The organism is Pseudomonas sp. VA159-2, from assembly GCF_024126635.1.
GTDB lineage: Bacteria > Pseudomonadota > Gammaproteobacteria > Pseudomonadales > Pseudomonadaceae > Aquipseudomonas > Aquipseudomonas muyukensis.
This window is the reverse complement of the sequence record NZ_JAMYBV010000001.1, coordinates 28,690-46,985: the sequence shown is the minus strand read 5'-3', so window position 1 is coordinate 46,985 and position 18,296 is coordinate 28,690. Positions and strand designations below refer to the sequence as shown.

Genomic DNA, 18,296 nt, shown 5'->3' with positions numbered 1-18,296 from the left:
TTGGGGTGTCGAGTACCGATGATGATGATCTGGCAGGGATCAAGGACTGGTGGAACCGCAACGGCAAGCCGCTGCTGACCGGTGCCTTGCTGGCCGGCGTGGTGGTGATGGGCTGGCAGACCTGGCACAAGTACCAGGCCAACCAGTCGCAGGGTGCCTCGGCGCTGTACCAGGCCTTGCTGGAAACCTCGCTGACCCCTGACGGCAAGCCGGATGCGACCAAGGTCGCCGAGCTGTCGAGCAAGCTCAAGAGCGAGTTTGGCGGCAGCGCCTATGCCCAGTACGGCAGCCTGTTCGTGGCCAAGGTCGCGGTCGAGAGCGGCAAGCTGGACGATGCTGCCAGCGAGCTCAAGGGCGTGATGGAAAAGCCGGCCGATGCCACCCTGGGCGAGATCGCCCGCCAGCGCCTGGCCCGCGTGCTCGCGGCCCAGGACAAGGCCGAGGACGCGCTCAAGCTGCTCGACGGTGATACCGACAAGGCCTTCCAGGCCAGCCGTGAAGAACTCAAGGGCGACCTGCTGGTACAGCTGGGGCGTGCCGACGACGCGCACAGCGCCTACGAAAAAGCCAAGGCCGCGCTGTCCGACGACGCCGCGATCGGTGGCCTGCAACTGAAGCTGGATGACCTGGCCAAAGGGGACGCCTGAAGTGAAGGGTTGGAAAACAGCAGCTGTGCTCACCCTCGCCGTACTGGCCGCGGGTTGCAGCAGCAACAGCAAGAAGGAACTGCCCCCGGCCGAGCTGACCAAGTTCACCGAGGAAGTGGTGCTCAAGAAGCAGTGGAGCCGTTCGATCGGTGATGGCCAGGGCGAAACCTACAACACCCTGGTACCGGCCATCGAGAACGATCGCATCTACGCGGCAGACGTCACCGGCAAGGTGTTCGCCCTCAACCGCGTCAACGGCGACGTGGTGTGGAAGCAGGACCTGGAGCTGCCGGTATCCGGCGCGGTCGGCGTCGGCTATGGCCTGGTCATGCTCGGCACCCTCAAGGGTGAAGTGGTTGCCCTGGACGCCAGCACCGGTGAGGAACGCTGGCGCGCCCGGGTCACCAGCGAAGTGCTGGCACCGCCGGCCAACAATGGCGACGTGGTGGTGGTACAGACCCAGGACGACCGCCTGATCGGCCTGGACGCCGCCACCGGCGACCGCCGCTGGATCTACGAGAGCAGCCCGGCGGTACTGACCCTGCGCGGCACCGGTGCCCCGGTGGTGACCAACCGCCTGGCCATCGCTGGCCTGTCCACCGGCAAGGTGGCGGCGGTGGACATCAGCAACGGCGTGCCAGTGTGGGAAAGCCGCGTGGCCATCCCGCAGGGCCGTTCCGAGCTGGACCGGGTGGTCGACATCGACGGCGGCCTGCTGCTGTCCGGCGGCACCCTGTACGTCAGCACCTATCAAGGCCGCGTCGCCGGCCTGGACGTGGACAGCGGCCGCGTGCTTTGGCAGCGCGATGCCAGCAGCTATGTCGGTGTCGCCCAGGGCTTCGGCAACGTCTACGTGAGCCTGGCTTCGGGCACCGTCGAGGGTGTCGATGAACGTTCCTCCAGCGCGCTGTGGAGCAACGACAGCATGGCCCGCCGGCAGCTGTCGGCGCCGGAAGTGTTCTCCAGCTACGTGGCGGTGGGGGACTTCGAGGGTTACCTGCACCTGCTCAGCCAGGTCGATGGTCGCTTCGTCGGCCGTGAGCGTATCGACAGCGATGGCCTGCGCGCCCGGCCCCTGGTGGTCGGCGACACCATCTACGTCTTTGGCAACAGCGGCAAGCTCGAGGCACTGACCATCCGCTGAAGCTAAGCTTGGGGCTCTGACCGGCCCCGGGCTGTGGCGCACGATGCGCCCCCGAATACCGGCCGCTGCCTTGCAGCGGCCTTTGCATTTTCAAGAATTCAAGAGTGGAGAGCCGCATGGTTCCCGTAATCGCCCTGGTGGGCCGGCCGAACGTCGGCAAATCCACCATGTTCAACCGCCTGACCAAGACCCGCGATGCCATCGTCGGCGACCTGTCGGGCCTGACCCGTGACCGCCAGTACGGCGATGCCAGCTGGCAGGGTCGTTCCTACATCCTCATCGACACCGGCGGTATCACCGGTGACGAAGTGGGCATGGACGAGAAAATGGCCGAGCAGTCGCTGATGGCCATCGAGGAAGCCGACTACGTGTTGTTCCTGGTCGATGCCCGCGCCGGCATGACCGCGGCTGACCAGATGATCGCCGACCACCTGCGCAAGCGGAACAAGGAAGCGGTGCTGGTCGCCAACAAGATCGACAACATCGACCCCGATATCGCCCGCGCCGAGTTCTCGCCGCTGGGCATGGGCAACGCCATCCCGGTGGCCGGATCCCAGGGCCGCGGCATCAACGCCCTGATGGAGTCGCTGCTCGGCCATATCCCGCGCGACCCTGAGGAAGAAGCCCTCGACGAGGACGTCGCCGAAGGCGAGGAAGCTACGCGCATTCCAGGCCCGAGCGAGAAGGATGGCATCAAGATCGCCATCATCGGCCGCCCCAACGTCGGCAAGTCGACCTTGGTCAACCGCATGCTCGGCGAAGAGCGCGTGGTGGTATACGACCAGCCGGGCACCACCCGCGACAGTATCTACATCCCGTTCGAGCGTGATGGCGAGAAGTACACCTTCATCGACACCGCCGGCGTGCGCAAGCGCGGCAAGATCCACGAGGAAGTCGAGAAGTTCTCGGTGGTCAAGACGTTGCAGGCGATCAAGGACGCCAACGTGGTGATCTTCGTCATGGACGCCCGCGAAGGCGTGGTCGACCATGACCTGAACCTGCTGGGCTTCGCCCTGGACGCCGGCCGTGCCGTGGTCATCGCCCTGAACAAGTGGGATGGCATGGAGCCGGGCGAGCGCGACTACGTGAAGACCGAGCTGGAGCGCCGGCTGTTCTTCGTCGACTTCGCCGACATCCACTTCATTTCTGCGCTGCATGGCACCGGCGTGGGCCACCTGTACAAGTCGGTGCAGGCCGCGTTCAAGTCGGCGGTCACCCGCTGGCCGACCAGCCGCCTGACGCAGATTCTCGAAGACGCCATCAGCGTGCACCAGCCGCCGCTGGTCAACGGCCGCCGGATCAAGCTGCGCTATGCCCACCTCGGTGGCGCCAACCCGCCGCTGATCGTGATCCACGGCAACCAGACCGACAAGATCCCCAACTCCTACTCGCGTTACCTGGAGAACACCTACCGCCGGGTGCTCAAGCTGGTCGGCACGCCGATCCGCATCGAGTACAAGGGGGGGGACAACCCGTACGAGGGCAAGAAGAACACCCTCACCGATCGCCAGGTCAACAAGAAGCGCCGCTTGATGTCGCACCACAAGAAAGCCGAGAAGAAGCGCCGCGACAAGCGCTGATAAGCGCGCGCAATCTTTGTAGGAGCGGCCTTGTGTCGCGAAAGGGCTGCATGGCAGCCCCGGCTATCTTGCGGTCCTGCTGAACCCTGGGGCTGCTGCGCAGCCCTTTCGCGACGCAAGGCCGCTCCTACAGGGAAGCGCGTGGACATTCATCTCCCGGCTACGCGTTGACCCAGCGCAATCCCCCTATTGTTTCAACCTTTTTCCTGACTGCTCGATCCGCTATGCTCGGATTCCACCCCGTGCCGGACCAACCCCAGGAAAGAGGGCTTCATGATCCGCAGCAAACTGCCGAACGTCGGCACGACCATCTTCACCACCATGTCGCAACTGGCCATGCAAACCGGTGCGCTGAATCTTTCCCAGGGCTTCCCTGACTTCAACGGCCCCCAGGCCTTGCTCGATGCCGTTGGCCGCCACGTGGCCGCCGGGCACAACCAGTACTCGCCGATGACCGGCTTGCCGGCCCTGCGCCAGCAGGTGGCGGCGAAGATCGCCCGGTTGTATGGCGCGCAGGTGGACGCCGACCAGGAAGTGACCATCACCCCAGGTGCCACCGAGGCGATCTTCTGCGCGATCCAGGCGGTGATCCACCCCGGCGACGAGGTGATCGTCTTCGACCCCAGCTACGACAGCTACGAACCCTCGGTAGAGCTGGCGGGCGGGCGCTGCGTGCATGTGCCACTGCGCGACGGCAGCTTCAGCATCGACTGGCAGCGTTTCAGCGACGCCCTCAGCCCGCGCACGCGCATGGTCATCCTCAACTCGCCGCACAACCCCAGTGGCGCGCTGATCAGCCGCGACGACCTGGACCAGCTGGCGCGGCTGATCGAGGACCGCGACATCTACCTGGTCAGCGACGAGGTGTACGAGCACCTGATCTACGACGGCGTGCGCCACGCCAGCGTGCTGGCCCACGCGCAACTGTACGCCCGCGCCTTCGTCATCAGCTCGTTCGGCAAGACCTACCACGTCACCGGCTGGAAGACCGGCTACGTGGTCGCGCCGCCGGCCCTGAGTGCCGAGCTGCGCAAGGTGCACCAGTACGTCAACTTCTGCGGCGTCACGCCGTTGCAGTGCGCCCTGGCCGACTTCATGGCCGAGCACCCCGAGCATATCGATGAACTGCCGGGCTTCTACCAGGCCAAGCGCGACTTGTTCTGCGACTTGCTGCAAGGCTCGCGTTTCACCTTCACCCGCACCCCGGGTACCTATTTTCAACTGGTCGACTATTCGCAGATCCGCCCCGACCTCAACGATGTCGACATGGCCCTGTGGCTGACCCGCGAGCATGGCGTGGCCAGCATCCCGGTGTCGGTGTTCTACCAGCAACCCATCCCCGAGCAACGCCTGGTACGCCTGTGCTTTGCCAAACGTGAGGAGACGCTGCGACAGGCGGCGGAACGACTATGCGCGATCTGAGCGAACTAGCGAACCTGAAAATCGCCCTGGTGCAGACCACCCTGGCCTGGCACGACCGCGAAGCGAACTACGCGCATTTCGAGGAGATGATCGCGCAGGCCGGCGAGGTCGACCTGGTGATCCTGCCAGAGATGTTCACCACCGGTTTTTCGATGGACTCCGAGCAGCTCGCCGAGCCGGAGAACGGCCCCACCTACAAGTGGCTCAAGGCCCAGGCGAAAAAGGCCAATGCGGTGATCACCGGCAGCGTGATCATCCAGGCCGCCGACGGCAGCCACCGCAACCGCCTGCTGTGGGCGCGGCCCGATGGCGAAATCCTGCACTACGACAAGCGCCACCTGTTCCGCATGGCCGGCGAACACAAGCACTACACCCCAGGCGAGCGCCAGGTGCAGTTCGAGCTCAAGGGCTGGCGCATCCGGCCGCTGATCTGCTACGACCTGCGTTTCCCGGTGTGGAGCCGCGACGCCCAGGACACCGACTTGCTGCTGTACACCGCCAACTGGCCGGCGGCGCGCCGTCTGCACTGGAACCGCCTGTTGCCGGCGCGGGGCATCGAGAACCTGTGCTTCGTGGCGGCGGTGAACCGGGTGGGCACCGATGGCAAGGGCTTTGCCTATTCAGGCGACAGCCAGGTGCTCGACTTCCAGGGCGAGAGCCTGTTGAGCGCGGGCGAGGCCGATGGTGTGTTCACCGTGGTGCTGCGCGCGGCGGAGCTGGCGGCGTACCGCGCGCGCTTCCCGGCCAACCTGGATGCCGATACCTTCGAATTGCATTGAGCTTCTGTGGGAGCGGCCTTGCGTCGCGATGGGCCGCGTAGCGACCCCAGCAACTTTGAATGCTTGCAATATCCTGGGGCTGCTTCGCAGCCCATCGCGACACAAGGCCGCTCCTACAGGGCCTGTGGTCAGTAGACATCCCGCCGATACCGCCCATCCTCGATCAACTGCTGCACGACCGTTTCACCGAGGATCCCCTGCAACGCCGCATCCACCCCCGCGGCCATCCCTTGCAGGCTGCCGCAGACGTACACGCACGCGCCAGCGTCGATCCAGCGCTTGAGCTCGGCGGCCTGCTGCAACAGCACATCCTGCACATAGATCTTCTCGGCCTGGTCGCGGGAGAACGCCAGGTCCAGTCGTTGCAGGTCGCCGCGCTCCAGCCAGGCGTGCAACTCGTCGCCACACAGCAGATCGTGGGCGCGGTTGCGTTCGCCGAACAGCAGCCAGTTGCGCTGCTCGCCGGCAGCGATGCGCGCCTTGAGCAGGCTGCGCAGACCAGCCAGGCCGGTGCCGTTGCCGATCAGCACCAAGGGCGCCGACTCGGCGGGCAAGTGGAAGCCGCTATTGCGACGCAAGCGTGCGCTGACACTGCGTTCCAATGGTAGGTACTCGGTCAGCCAGCCGGAGCCCAGGCCCAGGTTGCCATCGGCGTGACGCTCCTGGCGCACGATCAGCTCCAGCACGCCATCGCTGGCGATGGAGGCAATCGAGTATTCACGGGCACTCAGCGGGATCAGGGCGTCGACCAGGGCCTGGGCATGCAGGCCGATCAGGTGTTCGCGGCTGACCGGCAACTGACGGCTGGCCAGGGCCTGCGCCAGGGTTTCCTGCAGGCCGTCGAGTTGCACCGGGCTGCGTGGATCAAGGCCCAGGCCGGCAAGGAAGGCATCGACGCGGGGCTGGCCGTTGCGTGGCAGGATCTCGATCAGGTCACCGGCATCCCACGCGCAGGGTGTTTCGGCTTGCAGGCCCAGCAGGTAGACCGCTGCGCCCTGACTGCCAGGGTTGAGTAGGTCACGGCTTGCCAGGCGCCAGTTGCCGAAGCTAGGCGGTTGCCAGGCGGCGACCGGGCGGGCGCCGGTCAGTTGCGCCAGTTCTTGTTGCCACAGCTGCAGCGCGGCGGGATCGGCGTTGTCCACCTCCACCGGGCTGAAGGCGCTGCTGGCGCCACGTTCGCCGAGCCAGGCCTGGAGCCGCCGGGCGAAGCCGCAGAAGTGCGGGTACTGGCGGTCGCCCAGGGCCAGCAGGGCGTAGTTGAGGTGTTCCAGCGCCCAGGGTTGGCCCAGTACCTTGCGTTCAAAGCCACGAGCGCTGTCCGGCGCTTCGCCGTCGCCGAAGGTGCTGACCACGAACAAGGCGCGCTTGGCCTGGCGCAACTCGGGCTCGCCCAGTTCGGCCAGTGGACGCACCTGGACCGGCAAGCCTGCGGCCTGCAACTGGCCAGCGCTCTGCCAGGCCAGTTGCTCGGCCAGCCCGCTCTGGCTGGCGAAGCCGATCAGCCAGCTGTCGCCAGTGCTGGCCGTGCTCCCCACCGCGCCGCGGGCGGCACGGACCTGGCGTTTCTTGCGGCGGCGGTCGAGGTACAGCAGCCAGCCGGTGACGAAGAACAACGGCATGGTCAGGCTGGCCAGGGTGACGATGATGCGCCCCGGCAGGCCGAAGTAGCTGCCCACGTGCAGGGCGTAGACGCTCTGCAGCAACTGGGCCTTGAACGATTTGTCGGTATAGCGCTCGTGGCGCTTGATCACGCCGGTGGCCGGATCAAGGGTGAGGGTGTTGAAGGCCCGCTCATGCTCGGCGCCTTGCAGCAGGTAGAACAGGGTCGCCGGTTGGCCGCCAACCGGCGGCAGGCGCAGGTTATAGCTGGCAAGGTTCGGGCCGGCGGCCTCCTTGAGGTTTGCCCAGATGGCGTCGTAGTCGACCAGCAACGGCGGCGCGTTCTTGTCCGCCTTGGGTGGCCCATGGCGTCCGCCACGGCCTTCACCGCGTTTCTGTGCCCCGGCGGTTGGCTGGTCGGCCAGCAGGCGGTTCAGGCCTTCGCGGTACCACTCGTAGGACCAGAACAGCCCGGTCAAGGCGAACAGCAGGTAGAACAGCAGGCACCAGGTGCCGAACACCGCATGCAGGTCCCAGTTGAACGCGCGGCCTTTCTTGGCCCAGTCCAGGGTCAGCCAGGTGCGCCAGTTCAAGGCCTTGCGCGGCCAGCGCAGGTACAGGCCGGACAGGCAGAAGAAGATCAGCATCAGGGTGCAGGCGCCGGTGATCTGGCGGCCGCTGTCGCCCATCGCCAGGAAACGGTGCAGGTTGAGCATGAGGTTGAAGAAACCCAGCCCGGCGACTTCGCCCTTGAGCTCGCCGGTGTACGGGTCGGCATAGCGCAGCTGGCCGCGGCGCTCGCCGGGCGCGGGCATGAAGAAGATCCGCGCGGCGTTGCCTTCGCGGGTATCGACCCAGAGCATCGACACCTTGTCGCCTTCGGCGGCCTCGACCCGGCGTACCAGCTCGGCCGGTGGCAGCACGCCTTGCTCGCGCACCTCGACCTTGAGCACTTCGGCGTTGAACGCGCGCAGCAGCTCTTCCTGGAACGACCAGATGGCCCCGGTGATGCCCATCAGCGCCAGCACCAGGCCGGCGCTGATGCCAAAGAACCAGTGCAGTTGGAACAGTGTCTTCTTCACCACGTCGATTACCTTGTCTGGCCGCCAGCTACCGCGCGGCGTGCATTATGCCTTGATATGCGAAAGCCCCGTTCATGGGAATGAACGGGGCTTTTTGTCACACCATCAGAAGTGGAAGTTGGCGCTCATGAGTGCTGTACGACCCGCTGCAACGTGTGCGTAGTGGGTGGAAAACACTTGGTCGAAGTAGCGTTTGTCCGTAAGGTTTTGCAGATTCAACTGCAGGTCGACGTTCTTGGTCAGACGATAGGTTGCCATCGCGTCATAACGCCAGTAGGACGGCACCTCGACAGAGTTGGCCTCATCCCCGAAGCGTGAATCGACGAAGGTGGCGCCGGCGCCGACAGTCAGTTGAGGAACAATGTCGTAGGTTGACCAGAAGGTGAAGTTGTTCCGCGGCGTGCTTGGCATGTGGTTGCCTTGGTTTGCAGCGGTGGTGGTCTTGACGATTTCACTTTCCATGTAGGTGTAGCCGCCATAGACCTTCCATTTGCTGGTCAGATTGCCGGCATAGGTCAGTTCCAACCCTTGGACGCGTTGTTCTCCGTCCAGTACCTGGTAGGTGGCGTTGTCTGGGTCGGTCACGCGTGCGTTGGTCTTGTCGGTCCGGAACAGCGCTGCTGTCAGCGAGAGGTTCTCGTCGAAGAAGTCCCACTTGGTTCCGATCTCATAGTTGCGGTTGCGTTCTGGATCGAGGTTGCTGTTGTTGGCCGCGAGTTCTAAGCCGCCATTGCCGCTGGTCTCACCCGATGGGTTGCTGGAGGTCGACCAGGCTGCGTAGATGCTGCCATTGGGCAGCGGTTTGTAGACTACACCCAGTTGGTAGTTCCACAGGTGCGCATTGTTCTCACGGGAGAAGTCACCGGCCACTGAGCCGCGTCCGCCGGTGCTGTAACCGCTGGATTTGGTCTGGTAATCGTCATAGCGCAGACCAAGGTTCAGCGACCACTGCTCATTGAATGTCAGCGTATCGAAAACGTAAGCGGCGCGGGTTTTGGTGTCGGTGTCGGTATAGGCCGGGCTGTCGGTAATGGTGCCCGACCAACCGTCCTTCGGAGACGGATCGTACAGGCTGGTGCAGTCACCTGAACCTAGCAGAGCAGGGTTGCAGGTTGTGCCTGTACCGGCACTGGAGGTGATTACATAGCCACGGTTGTGTGTGTCGCTGTAGGTGAACTCCAGGCCTGTAACCAGGCTGTGTTCGATGAACCCGGTGTTGAATTTGGCGCTGAGGTCGGTCTGGTTGACCCAGCCCTTAGAGGTGGAGTTGCGGTTCTTGGTGGACCGATAGACGGTGCCGTTGGCAACGTTGCCCTTGCTGTCATCAGGGTTGGTCACGATGTAGTCGAGCGTCGAGCGCGACATCCGGAAGCTATTGGACAGCGTCAAGTTGTCGTTCAGATCGTGCTCGATCCGGATGGTCCCGCTGTCGTTGCTGGTCTTGCGGTAGTCACGGCTGTTGAGACCGTAGAAGTTGTCACGGTCGACATGCGCGGGCTTGTCCACGTTGTATTTGCTGCGCGTGGCGCTGCGCGTCAGTGGGATACCGTAGTCCGGCATATCGTCGGTCTTGAGGTGGTAGTAGCCTACCGTCACGCGGGTATCGGTACCCAGGCCAAAGGCGAAAGACGGGGCAACACCCCAACGGCTTACATCCACGCCATCGCGACCCGCGACGTTGGCTTCGTGCTTCATCAGGTTCAAGCGAAATGCCGAACTGTCGGTTATTTGCTTGTTCAGATCCAGCGTGGTGCGCTTGGTTTGATCGCTACCCCAGGTGAACCCACCGTTATAAGCATCACCCAGCTTTGCTGTTTTGGTGACCAGGTTCAGGCTGCCACCTGTGGAGCCCGCGCCAGTGAAGGCCGAACCAGGACCTTTACTGACTTCGACCGATTCGACGTTGAAGATTTCCCGGCTTTGCGAGGCGACGTCTCGCATGCCGTCGACGAAAACGTCGCTCTCGGCGTTGAAGCCACGGATGATCGGGCGGTCGCCGGCAGGGTTGCCGCCTTCGCCAGCGCCGAAGGTGATGCCTGGCGTCGTACGCAGCGCATCTACCAAGGTGGTTGCGCCGGTATCACGAATCACTTGTTGCGGAATTACGGTGACACTCTTTGGGGTTTCGCGCAGTGGCGCCGTGTACTTTTTCGAGCTGGCAGTATCGGCCTTGTAGCTGGTGGTGTCCTGCGTCGCGTTCACGCTGGTCGCATCTAGCGAAATGGCAGCATCGTTGGCTTGCGCGGCGGATGCAACCTGAGCCGCAGCGGCGGTGGTAACGGCGACGCCAATGGCGGAAACGAGCAGGCGTGGTGAACTCACAGCGGTTGGCACGTGGCGCATGGTGATGGACCTTCCCCAAGGTATGAAGGCCGCGGATGATAATGTAAGCGAATGTAAGGAACAATTGAGAAGCGTTACCATTCGCTAGAAATTTACATTCTTTACAATTTCACCTTACGGTTTTTGCGGGGTCATACGTCGTGGATCAATGCCGGGGGCTTGTCCTGCGTAAAAGGTAATCAATATCATTGCGCCCTTACTCCATGCCCATCAGGTGCCGTTGCCATGCTGCTTCATATTCCCGGGCTGTTCGATGCCGACGAAATCTTGCGTATCCGCCAGGCCCTGGAGCAGGCCGACTGGGCCGATGGCAAGGTCACCGCGGGCTATCAGTCGGCCAAGGCCAAGCACAACCTGCAACTGCCCGAGGGCCATGCGCTGGCCAAGGAGATCGGCGGCGCGTTGATCGACCGCCTGTGGCGCAACCCGCTGTTCATGTCGGCGGCGCTGCCGCACAAGGTGTTCCCGCCGTTGATCAATTGCTATCGCGAGGGCGGCAGCTTCGATTTTCATATCGACAATGCCCTGCGCCAGCCCAAGGGCAGTGCCGAGCGGGTGCGCACCGACCTGTCCTCGACGCTGTTCCTGAGCGACCCGCACAGCTACGACGGCGGCGAACTGGTGATCCAGGACACCTATGGCGTGCGCGAGGTCAAGTTGGCCGCCGGCGACCTGGTACTGTACCCCGGCACCAGCCTGCACAAGGTCAACCCGGTGACCCGGGGCGCGCGCTATGCCGCGTTCTTCTGGACCCAGAGCCTGGTTCGCGAGGACAGCCAGCGCACCTTGCTGTTCGAGATGGACAATGCTATCCGCCAGCTCGGCGCCGATGTGCCCGAGCACCCCTCGCTGCTGCAGCTGACTGGCACCTACCACAACCTGCTGCGCCGCTGGGCCGAGGTCTGAATCGTGTCTTATCAATTGCGCCGTGAACAGGTGGTGGACGCGGCCGGGCTGCGGACAATGCTCGAGCACAGCCCGGGCCAGGCGGCCCAGGCGATCCTCGCCGCAGCCGGGCAGGGAGTGCTCGAGGCCCAGCTGTTGCTGGGGCAGATCCTGCTCGATGGGCAAGGCATCGAAGCTGATGAAGTGGTCGCCCGGCGCTGGTTCGGCATTGCCGCCCAGGGCGGCAGCGCCATGGCCCACAACATGCTCGGGCGTTGCCTGGAGCACGGCTGGGGCGGCGAGGTGAACCTGGCGCAGGCCGCTATTCACTACGCCCACGCGGCGGATGCCGGGCTGGACTGGGGCATGTACAACCTGGGCAACCTGCTGGCTACCGGACGTGGCGTGCCGGCCAACCAGGCCCAGGCGCTGGGCTGCTACGAACAGGCGGCCCAGTTGGGGCATGCCAAGTCGATGAACCTGTATGGGCGTTACCTGGAGCAGGGCATTGCCACCACCGCGAGCCCGGCGCGGGCGGTGCGCTGGTATCGCCGTTCAGCCGAGGCGGGGGATTTTCGCGGGATGTTCAGCCTGGCGCTGGTGCTGGTCGAGCGCGGCGAGGTTGCCGAAGCCGGGCCGTGGCTGGAGCGGGCGCGGGTCGAGGGTAACCTGAACTTCCTGCGTAGCGCGCTGGTGACGTTGCAGGGCGCGGGGCCGGTGCTGGAGGCCTTTGCGGCGCGGTATGCCGAGGAGATCGAGCAGCGCAGATTTCAGGACTGACGCAATCCCTGTAGGAGCGGCCTCGTGTCGCGAAAGGGCCGTGCAGCGGCCCCAGGATTTCATTGCTGATGCAAAGATCGCCGGGGCCGCTCTGCGGCCCTTTCCGACCGGTCCGACGCCTCGGCAAGGCCGCTCCTACAGGGGGCGAGGTAGTTTGAAACGGCAAAAGAAACGGGGCCTTGCGACCCCGTCGTGCATTACAGGTAGTAGGCCTTCAAGGGCGGGAAGCCATTGAACTCCACCGCACTGTAGCTGGTGGTGTAGGCACCGGTGGACAGCCAGTACAGGCGGTCGCCGATGGCCAGGTTCAGCGGCAGGCCGTACTTGTAGTTCTCGTACATGATGTCGGCGCTGTCGCAGGTCGGGCCGGCGATCACCACTTCCTCGGTTTCACCTTTCTTCTCGGTCCAGATCGGGAACTTGATCGCCTCGTCCATGGTTTCGATCAGGCCGGAGAACTTGCCCACGTCGGTGTAGATCCAGCGCTCGACGGCGGTGCGCGACTTGCGCGCCACCAGCACCACTTCGCTGACCAGGATACCGGCGTTGGCGATCAGCGAGCGGCCTGGCTCGAGGATGATTTCCGGCAGGTCGTCGCCGAAGTCTTCCTTGAGGAAGCGGATGATTTCCTCGGCGTAGGTTTCCAGGCTGTTGGTGCGGGTGATGTAGTTGGCCGGGAAGCCACCGCCCATGTTGATCAGCTTCAGCTCGATTCCGTCTTCTTGCTTGAGGCGCTCGAAGATCACCTTGACCTTGGCGATGGCCGCGTCCCAGACGCTGATGTCACGCTGCTGGGAGCCGACGTGGAAGGAGATGCCGTATGGCACCAGGCCCAGGTCGCGGGCGAGGATCAGCAGGTCCATGGCCATGTCGGTCTGGCAGCCGAACTTGCGCGACAGCGGCCAGTCGGCGGTGGTGGAGCCTTCGGTGAGGATGCGCACATAGACTTTCGAGCCCGGCGCGGCCTTGGCGATGTTGCGCAGGTCGGCTTCGGAGTCGGTGGCGTACAGGCGCACGCCCTTGTCATAGAAGTAGCGGATGTCCTTGGACTTCTTGATGGTATTGCCATAGCTGATGCGCTCGGCGCTGACACCACGGCCGAGGACCTTGTCCAGCTCGTAGATCGAGGCGATGTCGAAGCTCGAACCTTTCTCTTTGAGCAGGTCGATGATTTCCACGGCCGGGTTGGCCTTGACCGCGTAGTAGACCTTGGCGAATTCGAAACCTGCGCGCAGGTCGTCATAGGCCTGGCTGATCATCTGGGTATCGATGAGTACGAACGGGGTTTCCTGCTTGTCGGCGAACGCCTTCATCTTCTGGAAGGTGTCACGCGCGAAATAGTCTTCGACCTGGATCGACATGCTCGAGGGCTCCATGGGCAAACTGAAAAGGTAAGTGGCAGCAAACTGAACGTCCTCCGTATCCCCACTTTGGTTCGCCTACTTCCCAAGGCATGTCGCCGAAAGCAAAAAGGTCAACCGTGCCGGAAAGGGCGGCGGGTGACCTTGCTGTCTCGTCGTCAGTACTTGAGCCGGATGGATCGTTTCCAGCATGGACGTTCGGCGCGCACTTTAGGACGTGAAACCGGCAAGATCAACAGCCGAGGAGGGGGGGTTGGCCTGGTTTGGCCACCCTGTGCCTGCAATAACCGACCAGCCTGGGGCGCTGATGTTCCTTGGCGGTGGCAAAGCGTAAAAAATTGTGGAACAGGTGGCGATCTGGCTGCGATTGGCTGGAAGCTCCGTTCTTTGCACGATGGCTTGGGTTTCGCTGCGAAAGCCCATCAGAATGGCTCGGTAACCGTTGGTCGGGGGGCGCTCACTGGTTGTGTTCGCCAGGCGGGTGTTCATATTTATGACCACATTGCGTAACGCGGTTTTTTTCTCAAATCAGCGATAAATTTTTTGTTACTGGCCCACTGGGTCGCTAGCGGATTGGGGTGGATTGCTGTCCTTTATGAGAAATATTACTATTCGCGCCCCTGCCTCCCTGACGAACCGACCGTGTCCGGACACAAAGGCTTCCTCGACCACTACCACGAGCTGATCGGCACCTGGACGCGCAAGTTGCGCAGTCGTCAGCAGGCCGAGGACCTCACCCACGATGCGTTCGTCCGCGTGCTGGAAAACCCGCGCGAACAGGTCGAGCAGCCGCGCGCCTACCTGCACCAGACCGCGCGCAATATCGCCGTGGACGGCTATCGCCGCGAGGACCGGCGCCAGGCCCTGGCGCTGGAGGCCTTCACGCAACCCGCCGAGGCTTGCGACCCGGAAGCCTACATGCACGCCCTGGAGCTGGCCGACCGCGTCGAGCGGGCGCTGGCCGAGCTGCCGTTGAACTGCCGGCGGGTGTTCATCTGGCAGAAACTGGAGGGGCTGACCCAGGCGGAGATCGCCGAGCGCATGGGTTTGACCAAGAACATGGTCGAAAAGTATATGATCCGCACGCTCCGACATCTGCGTGAGCACCTGGATGTGTCGGCCGGATGAGTCAGGAGACCCCATTGATGAAACAGCACCCCGTGGGCGAGCAGGCGGCCGCCTGGTTCGCCCGGGTCCAGGATGCGCCACAGGACCCGGCCTTGCGCCTGGCCTTGGAGCAGTGGCTGGCGCAGGACCCTCGGCACGCCGAGGAGTATGCGCGCCTGGACCGCTTGTGGCGGGCGGCCGGCTTGATTCCGCGCCAGCGCCTGGCTGCGCTGTGTCAGGCGCAGCCGGTGCGCCAGTTGCCGCGTCGGCGGCTGTTGCGCCAGGCCCTGGCGGCGGGTGTCGCGCTGGCGGCGTTGGGGCTGGGCTGGAGTGGTTGGCAGTACCGGCAGCTCAATCACCACGACAACTTGAGCACCGCGCTGGGTGAACGCCGCCGGGTCGAGTTGCCCGACGGTTCGCAGCTGGAACTCAACAGCGCCACCCAACTGCAGGTGGCGTTCTCGGCTGGCCGTCGCCATGTGCAACTGAGCCAGGGCGAGGCGATGTTCATCGTCGCCCATGACAGCAGTCGGCCATTCGTGGTCAGTACCGCGCAAGGCCAGGTGATCGTTACCGGGACTCGCTTCGACGTGCGCCAGGATGCGCACAGCACCCGGGTGGCGGTTGAGCAGGGCTCGGTGCAGGTGCAGGGCGCCGGAGCCTCGCGGGCACGACTGACGGCGGGCCAGGGGTCGCATATCGACCCGCAGGGCGAGGTCGCCGCGCCCTATGCCATCGATGCCAATGCGCTGACCGCCTGGCGCCACGGCAAGCTGGTGTTCGACAACGCCCCGCTTGGCGAAGTGGTGGCCGAAGTGTCGCGCTACCGCGCCCAGCCACTGCGGGTGGCGCCGGGCAAGGTGGCCGACCTGCGCCTGTCGAGCACCTTCAGCAGCGATGACCCGGATGCCTTGTTGCGGGCCCTGCCGAACATTCTGCCGGTGGCTGTGCGCCAGCACGCGGACGGCTCCAGCGAAATAATCGCAAAATAGATTCAGGTTTTTATCCGTTCGTTCGTCTTCCCCGCCAGCTGCAACTGCCAAGCATTTACATTCGCATGCAGTTGGCGTTCATCCCGACTCTCAGGACCCCTCGAAGACGTGAACAACAATAAGCCCCTTCTCCCGCTGCGCCGCCTGGCGCTGGCCCTGGCGGTCAGTGCCGCGGCAGGCAACAGCTATGCCGATACCTTGCAGATCGCGGCCCAGCCACTGGCTGGCGCCTTGCAGCAACTCGGCCAGCAGACCCACCTGCAACTGTTCTTCAGCCCGCAACTGGTGGCCGGCAAGCAGGCCCCGGCGGTGTCGGGCGAGTGGGCGCCGGAACAGGCGCTGCAGCAACTGCTGCAAGGCAGCGGGCTGACCTTCGAGCAATCCGCCGACACCGTGGTGCTCAAGCCTGCCGAAAGCGTCGGCGCCCAGGCCACCGGCAGCCTGGAGCTGGCGCCTACCGACATCAAGGTGGTGGGTGACTGGCTGGGCGATGCCGACCAGAGCGTGGTGCAGAACCACCCTGGCGCGCGCACCGTGGTCCGGCGCGAGGCGATGGTCGAGCAGGGCGCGATGAACGTACGCGATGTGCTGCGCGGCATTCCGGGCGTGCAGGTGCAGGACTCCAACGGCACCGGCGGCAGCGACCTGTCGCTGAACGTGGGGGTGCGTGGCCTGACCTCGCGCCTGTCGCCACGCTCCACGGTGCTGATCGACGGCATCCCGGCGGCCTTCGCCCCCTATGGCCAGCCGCAGTTGTCGATGGCGCCGATCTCCTCGGGCAACCTCGACAGCATCGATGTGGTACGCGGCGCCGGGTCCGTGCGCTATGGCCCGCAGAACGTCGGTGGGGTGATCAACTTCGTCACGCGGGCGATTCCCGAGAAGGCCACCGGCGAGCTGTCGACCAGCGTGGAAACCTCGCGCCACGGTGGCTGGAAGCACACCGAGTCGGCCTTCGTCGGTGGCACCGCCGACAACGGCATGGGCGTGGCCCTGCTGTACACCGGGGTCAACGGCAATGGCTATCGCGAGCGCAACAACGGCAATGACATCGACGACGTGATGCTCAAGACCCACTGGGCACCGACCGATGTCGACGAGTTCTGGCTCAATTTTCACTACTACGATGGCCGCGCCGACATGCCCGGCGGCCTGACCCAGGCCCAGAACGACCATAACCCCTACCAGTCGCTGCGCGACTACGACTACTTCAGTGGCCGGCGCAAGGATGTGTCGTTCAAGTGGCTGCGGCAGATCGACGACGCCACCCAGTTCGAGGTACTGACCTACTACACCGACAGTTTCCGCGGCAGCGCCATCGCCGCGCGCGACATGAAGACCCTGTCGGCGTATCCGCGCAACTACCATACCTTCGCCATCGAGCCGCGGCTGTCGCGGATCTTCTTCGTCGGCCCGACCACCCAGGAAGTCAGCGTCGGCTATCGCTACCTGAAGGAAGCGATGCGCGAGCAGTCCACCCGCCTGGCGCTGATCGACAATGTGCCGACCGCGACCCCGAGCTCCGATGGCCATGTGTTCCAGGACCGCAGCGGCGGCACCGAGGCCAGTGCCTACTACATCGACGACAAGATCGACGTGGGCAACTGGACCATCACCCCGGGCATACGCTTCGAGCACATCAACACCGACTGGCGCGATCGCCCGGTGCTGGACGCCAACCAGCGCCCGGTGGCGGAGAAGAACCGCAGCATCACCAGCAACGAGCCGCTGCCGGCATTGAGCGTGATGTACCACCTGTCCGACGCCTGGAAGCTGTTCGCCAACTACGAGACCTCGTTCGGCAGCCTGCAGTATTTCCAGCTCGGCCAGGGCGGCAGCGGCGACAGCACTGCCAACGGCCTGGAGCCGGAGAAGGCCAAGACCTATGAGATCGGCACGCGCTATGACAACGGCCATTGGGCGGGTGAACTGACTGCGTTCTACATCGATTTCGACGATGAGTTGCAGTACATCAGCAACGATGTCGGCTGGACCAACCTCGGCGCCACCAAGCACCAGGGCATCGAGGCTTCGGCGCGCTACGACCTGTCCGGCCTGGACCCGCGCCTGCAAGGGATGTCGGTGAATGCCGGGTACACCTATACCCGTGCCACCTACGAAGGCGAGATTCCCGGGTTCAAGGGCCGCGACCTGCCGTTCTATTCGCGCCAGGTGGCCACCGCCGGGTTGCGCTACCAGGTCAACCGCTGGACCTGGAACCTGGATGCCTACGCCCAGTCGAAGCAGCGCGCGCCGGGCACCGGGATGAACGCCAATGGCAGCTTCAACGGCAACTACATCACCGAGCCGAGCGCCGACGGGCAGTATGGCGATATTCCGGGGTACGTGACCTGGCATGCCCGTGGCGGGTATGAATTCGGCCCGCAGCTGTCGAACCTGAAGCTGGCGGCGGGGGTGAAGAACCTGTTCGACAAGCAGTATTTCACCCGCTCCAGCGACAACAATGCCGGCATCTATGTGGGTGAGCCGCGCACGTTCTATGTGCAGGCCAGTGTAGGGTTCTGATTCACGATTGCCGGGGGCGCTTTGCGCCCCTTTCGCGACACAAGGCCGC

Annotated in this window: 13 protein-coding genes; 10 read left to right on the top strand and 3 right to left on the bottom strand. The window is 64.2% G+C overall.

What is annotated here, in order from left to right:
• The first annotated feature begins 5 nt into the window (after window positions 1-5).
• From NJG22_RS00185 to NJG22_RS00165, 5 genes are all read left to right on the top strand, one after another.
• Window positions 6-647, top strand: a complete 642-nt coding sequence (locus tag NJG22_RS00185) for a tetratricopeptide repeat protein (RefSeq protein WP_134689980.1) — start codon at window positions 6-8, stop codon at window positions 645-647.
• Window position 648: 1 nt separating this feature from the next.
• Window positions 649-1,791: an outer membrane protein assembly factor BamB gene (gene bamB / locus NJG22_RS00180; protein ID WP_253091658.1), complete on the top strand. Its 1,143-nt coding sequence runs from the start codon at window positions 649-651 to the stop codon at window positions 1,789-1,791.
• Window positions 1,792-1,907: 116 nt separating this feature from the next.
• Window positions 1,908-3,371, top strand: coding sequence for a ribosome biogenesis GTPase Der (der, locus tag NJG22_RS00175; protein ID WP_253091657.1), 1,464 nt, complete (start codon window positions 1,908-1,910; stop codon window positions 3,369-3,371).
• Window positions 3,372-3,644: 273 nt separating this feature from the next.
• Entirely contained in the window at window positions 3,645-4,793 is a 1,149-nt protein-coding gene (locus tag NJG22_RS00170; protein ID WP_253091656.1) for a pyridoxal phosphate-dependent aminotransferase, read from the top strand.
• Window positions 4,781-5,572, top strand: a complete 792-nt coding sequence (locus NJG22_RS00165) for an amidohydrolase (protein WP_253091655.1) — start codon at window positions 4,781-4,783, stop codon at window positions 5,570-5,572. The genes NJG22_RS00170 and NJG22_RS00165 overlap by 13 nt, the downstream gene beginning before the upstream one ends.
• 128 nt (window positions 5,573-5,700) lie before the next feature.
• Here NJG22_RS00165 and NJG22_RS00160 read toward each other — a convergent pair whose 3' ends face one another.
• Entirely contained in the window at window positions 5,701-8,256 is a 2,556-nt protein-coding gene (locus NJG22_RS00160; RefSeq protein ID WP_253091654.1) for a sulfite reductase flavoprotein subunit alpha, read from the bottom strand.
• A 102-nt stretch (window positions 8,257-8,358) separates the two neighbouring features.
• Window positions 8,359-10,596, bottom strand: coding sequence for a TonB-dependent siderophore receptor (locus NJG22_RS00155; RefSeq protein WP_253091653.1), 2,238 nt, complete (start codon window positions 10,594-10,596; stop codon window positions 8,359-8,361).
• A gap of 225 nt (window positions 10,597-10,821) precedes the next feature.
• Between NJG22_RS00155 and NJG22_RS00150 the strand changes: the two genes are divergently transcribed.
• Both NJG22_RS00150 and NJG22_RS00145 read left to right on the top strand, forming a co-directional pair.
• On the top strand, window positions 10,822-11,502 hold the full coding sequence (locus NJG22_RS00150; protein ID WP_134689973.1) for a Fe2+-dependent dioxygenase: 681 nt from the start codon (window positions 10,822-10,824) through the stop codon (window positions 11,500-11,502).
• A gap of 3 nt (window positions 11,503-11,505) precedes the next feature.
• Window positions 11,506-12,261, top strand: a complete 756-nt coding sequence (locus NJG22_RS00145) for a tetratricopeptide repeat protein (protein ID WP_253091652.1) — start codon at window positions 11,506-11,508, stop codon at window positions 12,259-12,261.
• 197 nt (window positions 12,262-12,458) lie between these two features.
• On the opposite strand, the gene NJG22_RS00140 is transcribed toward NJG22_RS00145, so the two are convergent.
• Window positions 12,459-13,622 (bottom strand): type III PLP-dependent enzyme, encoded by a 1,164-nt coding sequence (locus NJG22_RS00140; RefSeq protein WP_253091651.1) that lies wholly within the window; start codon window positions 13,620-13,622, stop codon window positions 12,459-12,461.
• 642 nt (window positions 13,623-14,264) lie between these two features.
• Here NJG22_RS00140 and NJG22_RS00135 point away from each other — a divergent pair.
• The 3 genes from NJG22_RS00135 (at window position 14,265) to NJG22_RS00125 (ending at window position 18,247) form a co-directional block, all read left to right on the top strand.
• Window positions 14,265-14,750: a sigma-70 family RNA polymerase sigma factor gene (locus NJG22_RS00135; RefSeq protein WP_253091650.1), complete on the top strand. Its 486-nt coding sequence runs from the start codon at window positions 14,265-14,267 to the stop codon at window positions 14,748-14,750.
• Window positions 14,751-14,767: 17 nt separating this feature from the next.
• Window positions 14,768-15,721: a FecR family protein gene (locus tag NJG22_RS00130; protein ID WP_253091649.1), complete on the top strand. Its 954-nt coding sequence runs from the start codon at window positions 14,768-14,770 to the stop codon at window positions 15,719-15,721.
• 108 nt (window positions 15,722-15,829) lie between these two features.
• Window positions 15,830-18,247 carry a TonB-dependent siderophore receptor gene (locus tag NJG22_RS00125; protein WP_253091648.1) on the top strand — a complete coding sequence of 806 codons (2,418 nt, stop codon included), beginning with the start codon at window positions 15,830-15,832 and terminating at the stop codon, window positions 18,245-18,247.
• The last annotated feature ends 49 nt before the right edge of the window (window positions 18,248-18,296 follow it).

Bases quoted from the DNA above. Each gene is read 5' to 3' on its own strand.
- NJG22_RS00165 (WP_253091655.1), top strand. From the start codon at position 4,781: ATGCGCGATCTGAGCGAACTAGCGAACCTGAAAATCGCCCTGGTGCAG.
- NJG22_RS00155 (WP_253091653.1), bottom strand. From the start codon at position 10,596: ATGCGCCACGTGCCAACCGCTGTGAGTTCACCACGCCTGCTCGTTTCC.
- der (WP_253091657.1), top strand. From the start codon at position 1,908: ATGGTTCCCGTAATCGCCCTGGTGGGCCGGCCGAACGTCGGCAAATCC.
- NJG22_RS00170 (WP_253091656.1), top strand. From the start codon at position 3,645: ATGATCCGCAGCAAACTGCCGAACGTCGGCACGACCATCTTCACCACC.
- NJG22_RS00140 (WP_253091651.1), bottom strand. From the start codon at position 13,622: ATGTCGATCCAGGTCGAAGACTATTTCGCGCGTGACACCTTCCAGAAG.
- NJG22_RS00130 (WP_253091649.1), top strand. From the start codon at position 14,768: ATGAAACAGCACCCCGTGGGCGAGCAGGCGGCCGCCTGGTTCGCCCGG.
- NJG22_RS00150 (WP_134689973.1), top strand. From the start codon at position 10,822: ATGCTGCTTCATATTCCCGGGCTGTTCGATGCCGACGAAATCTTGCGT.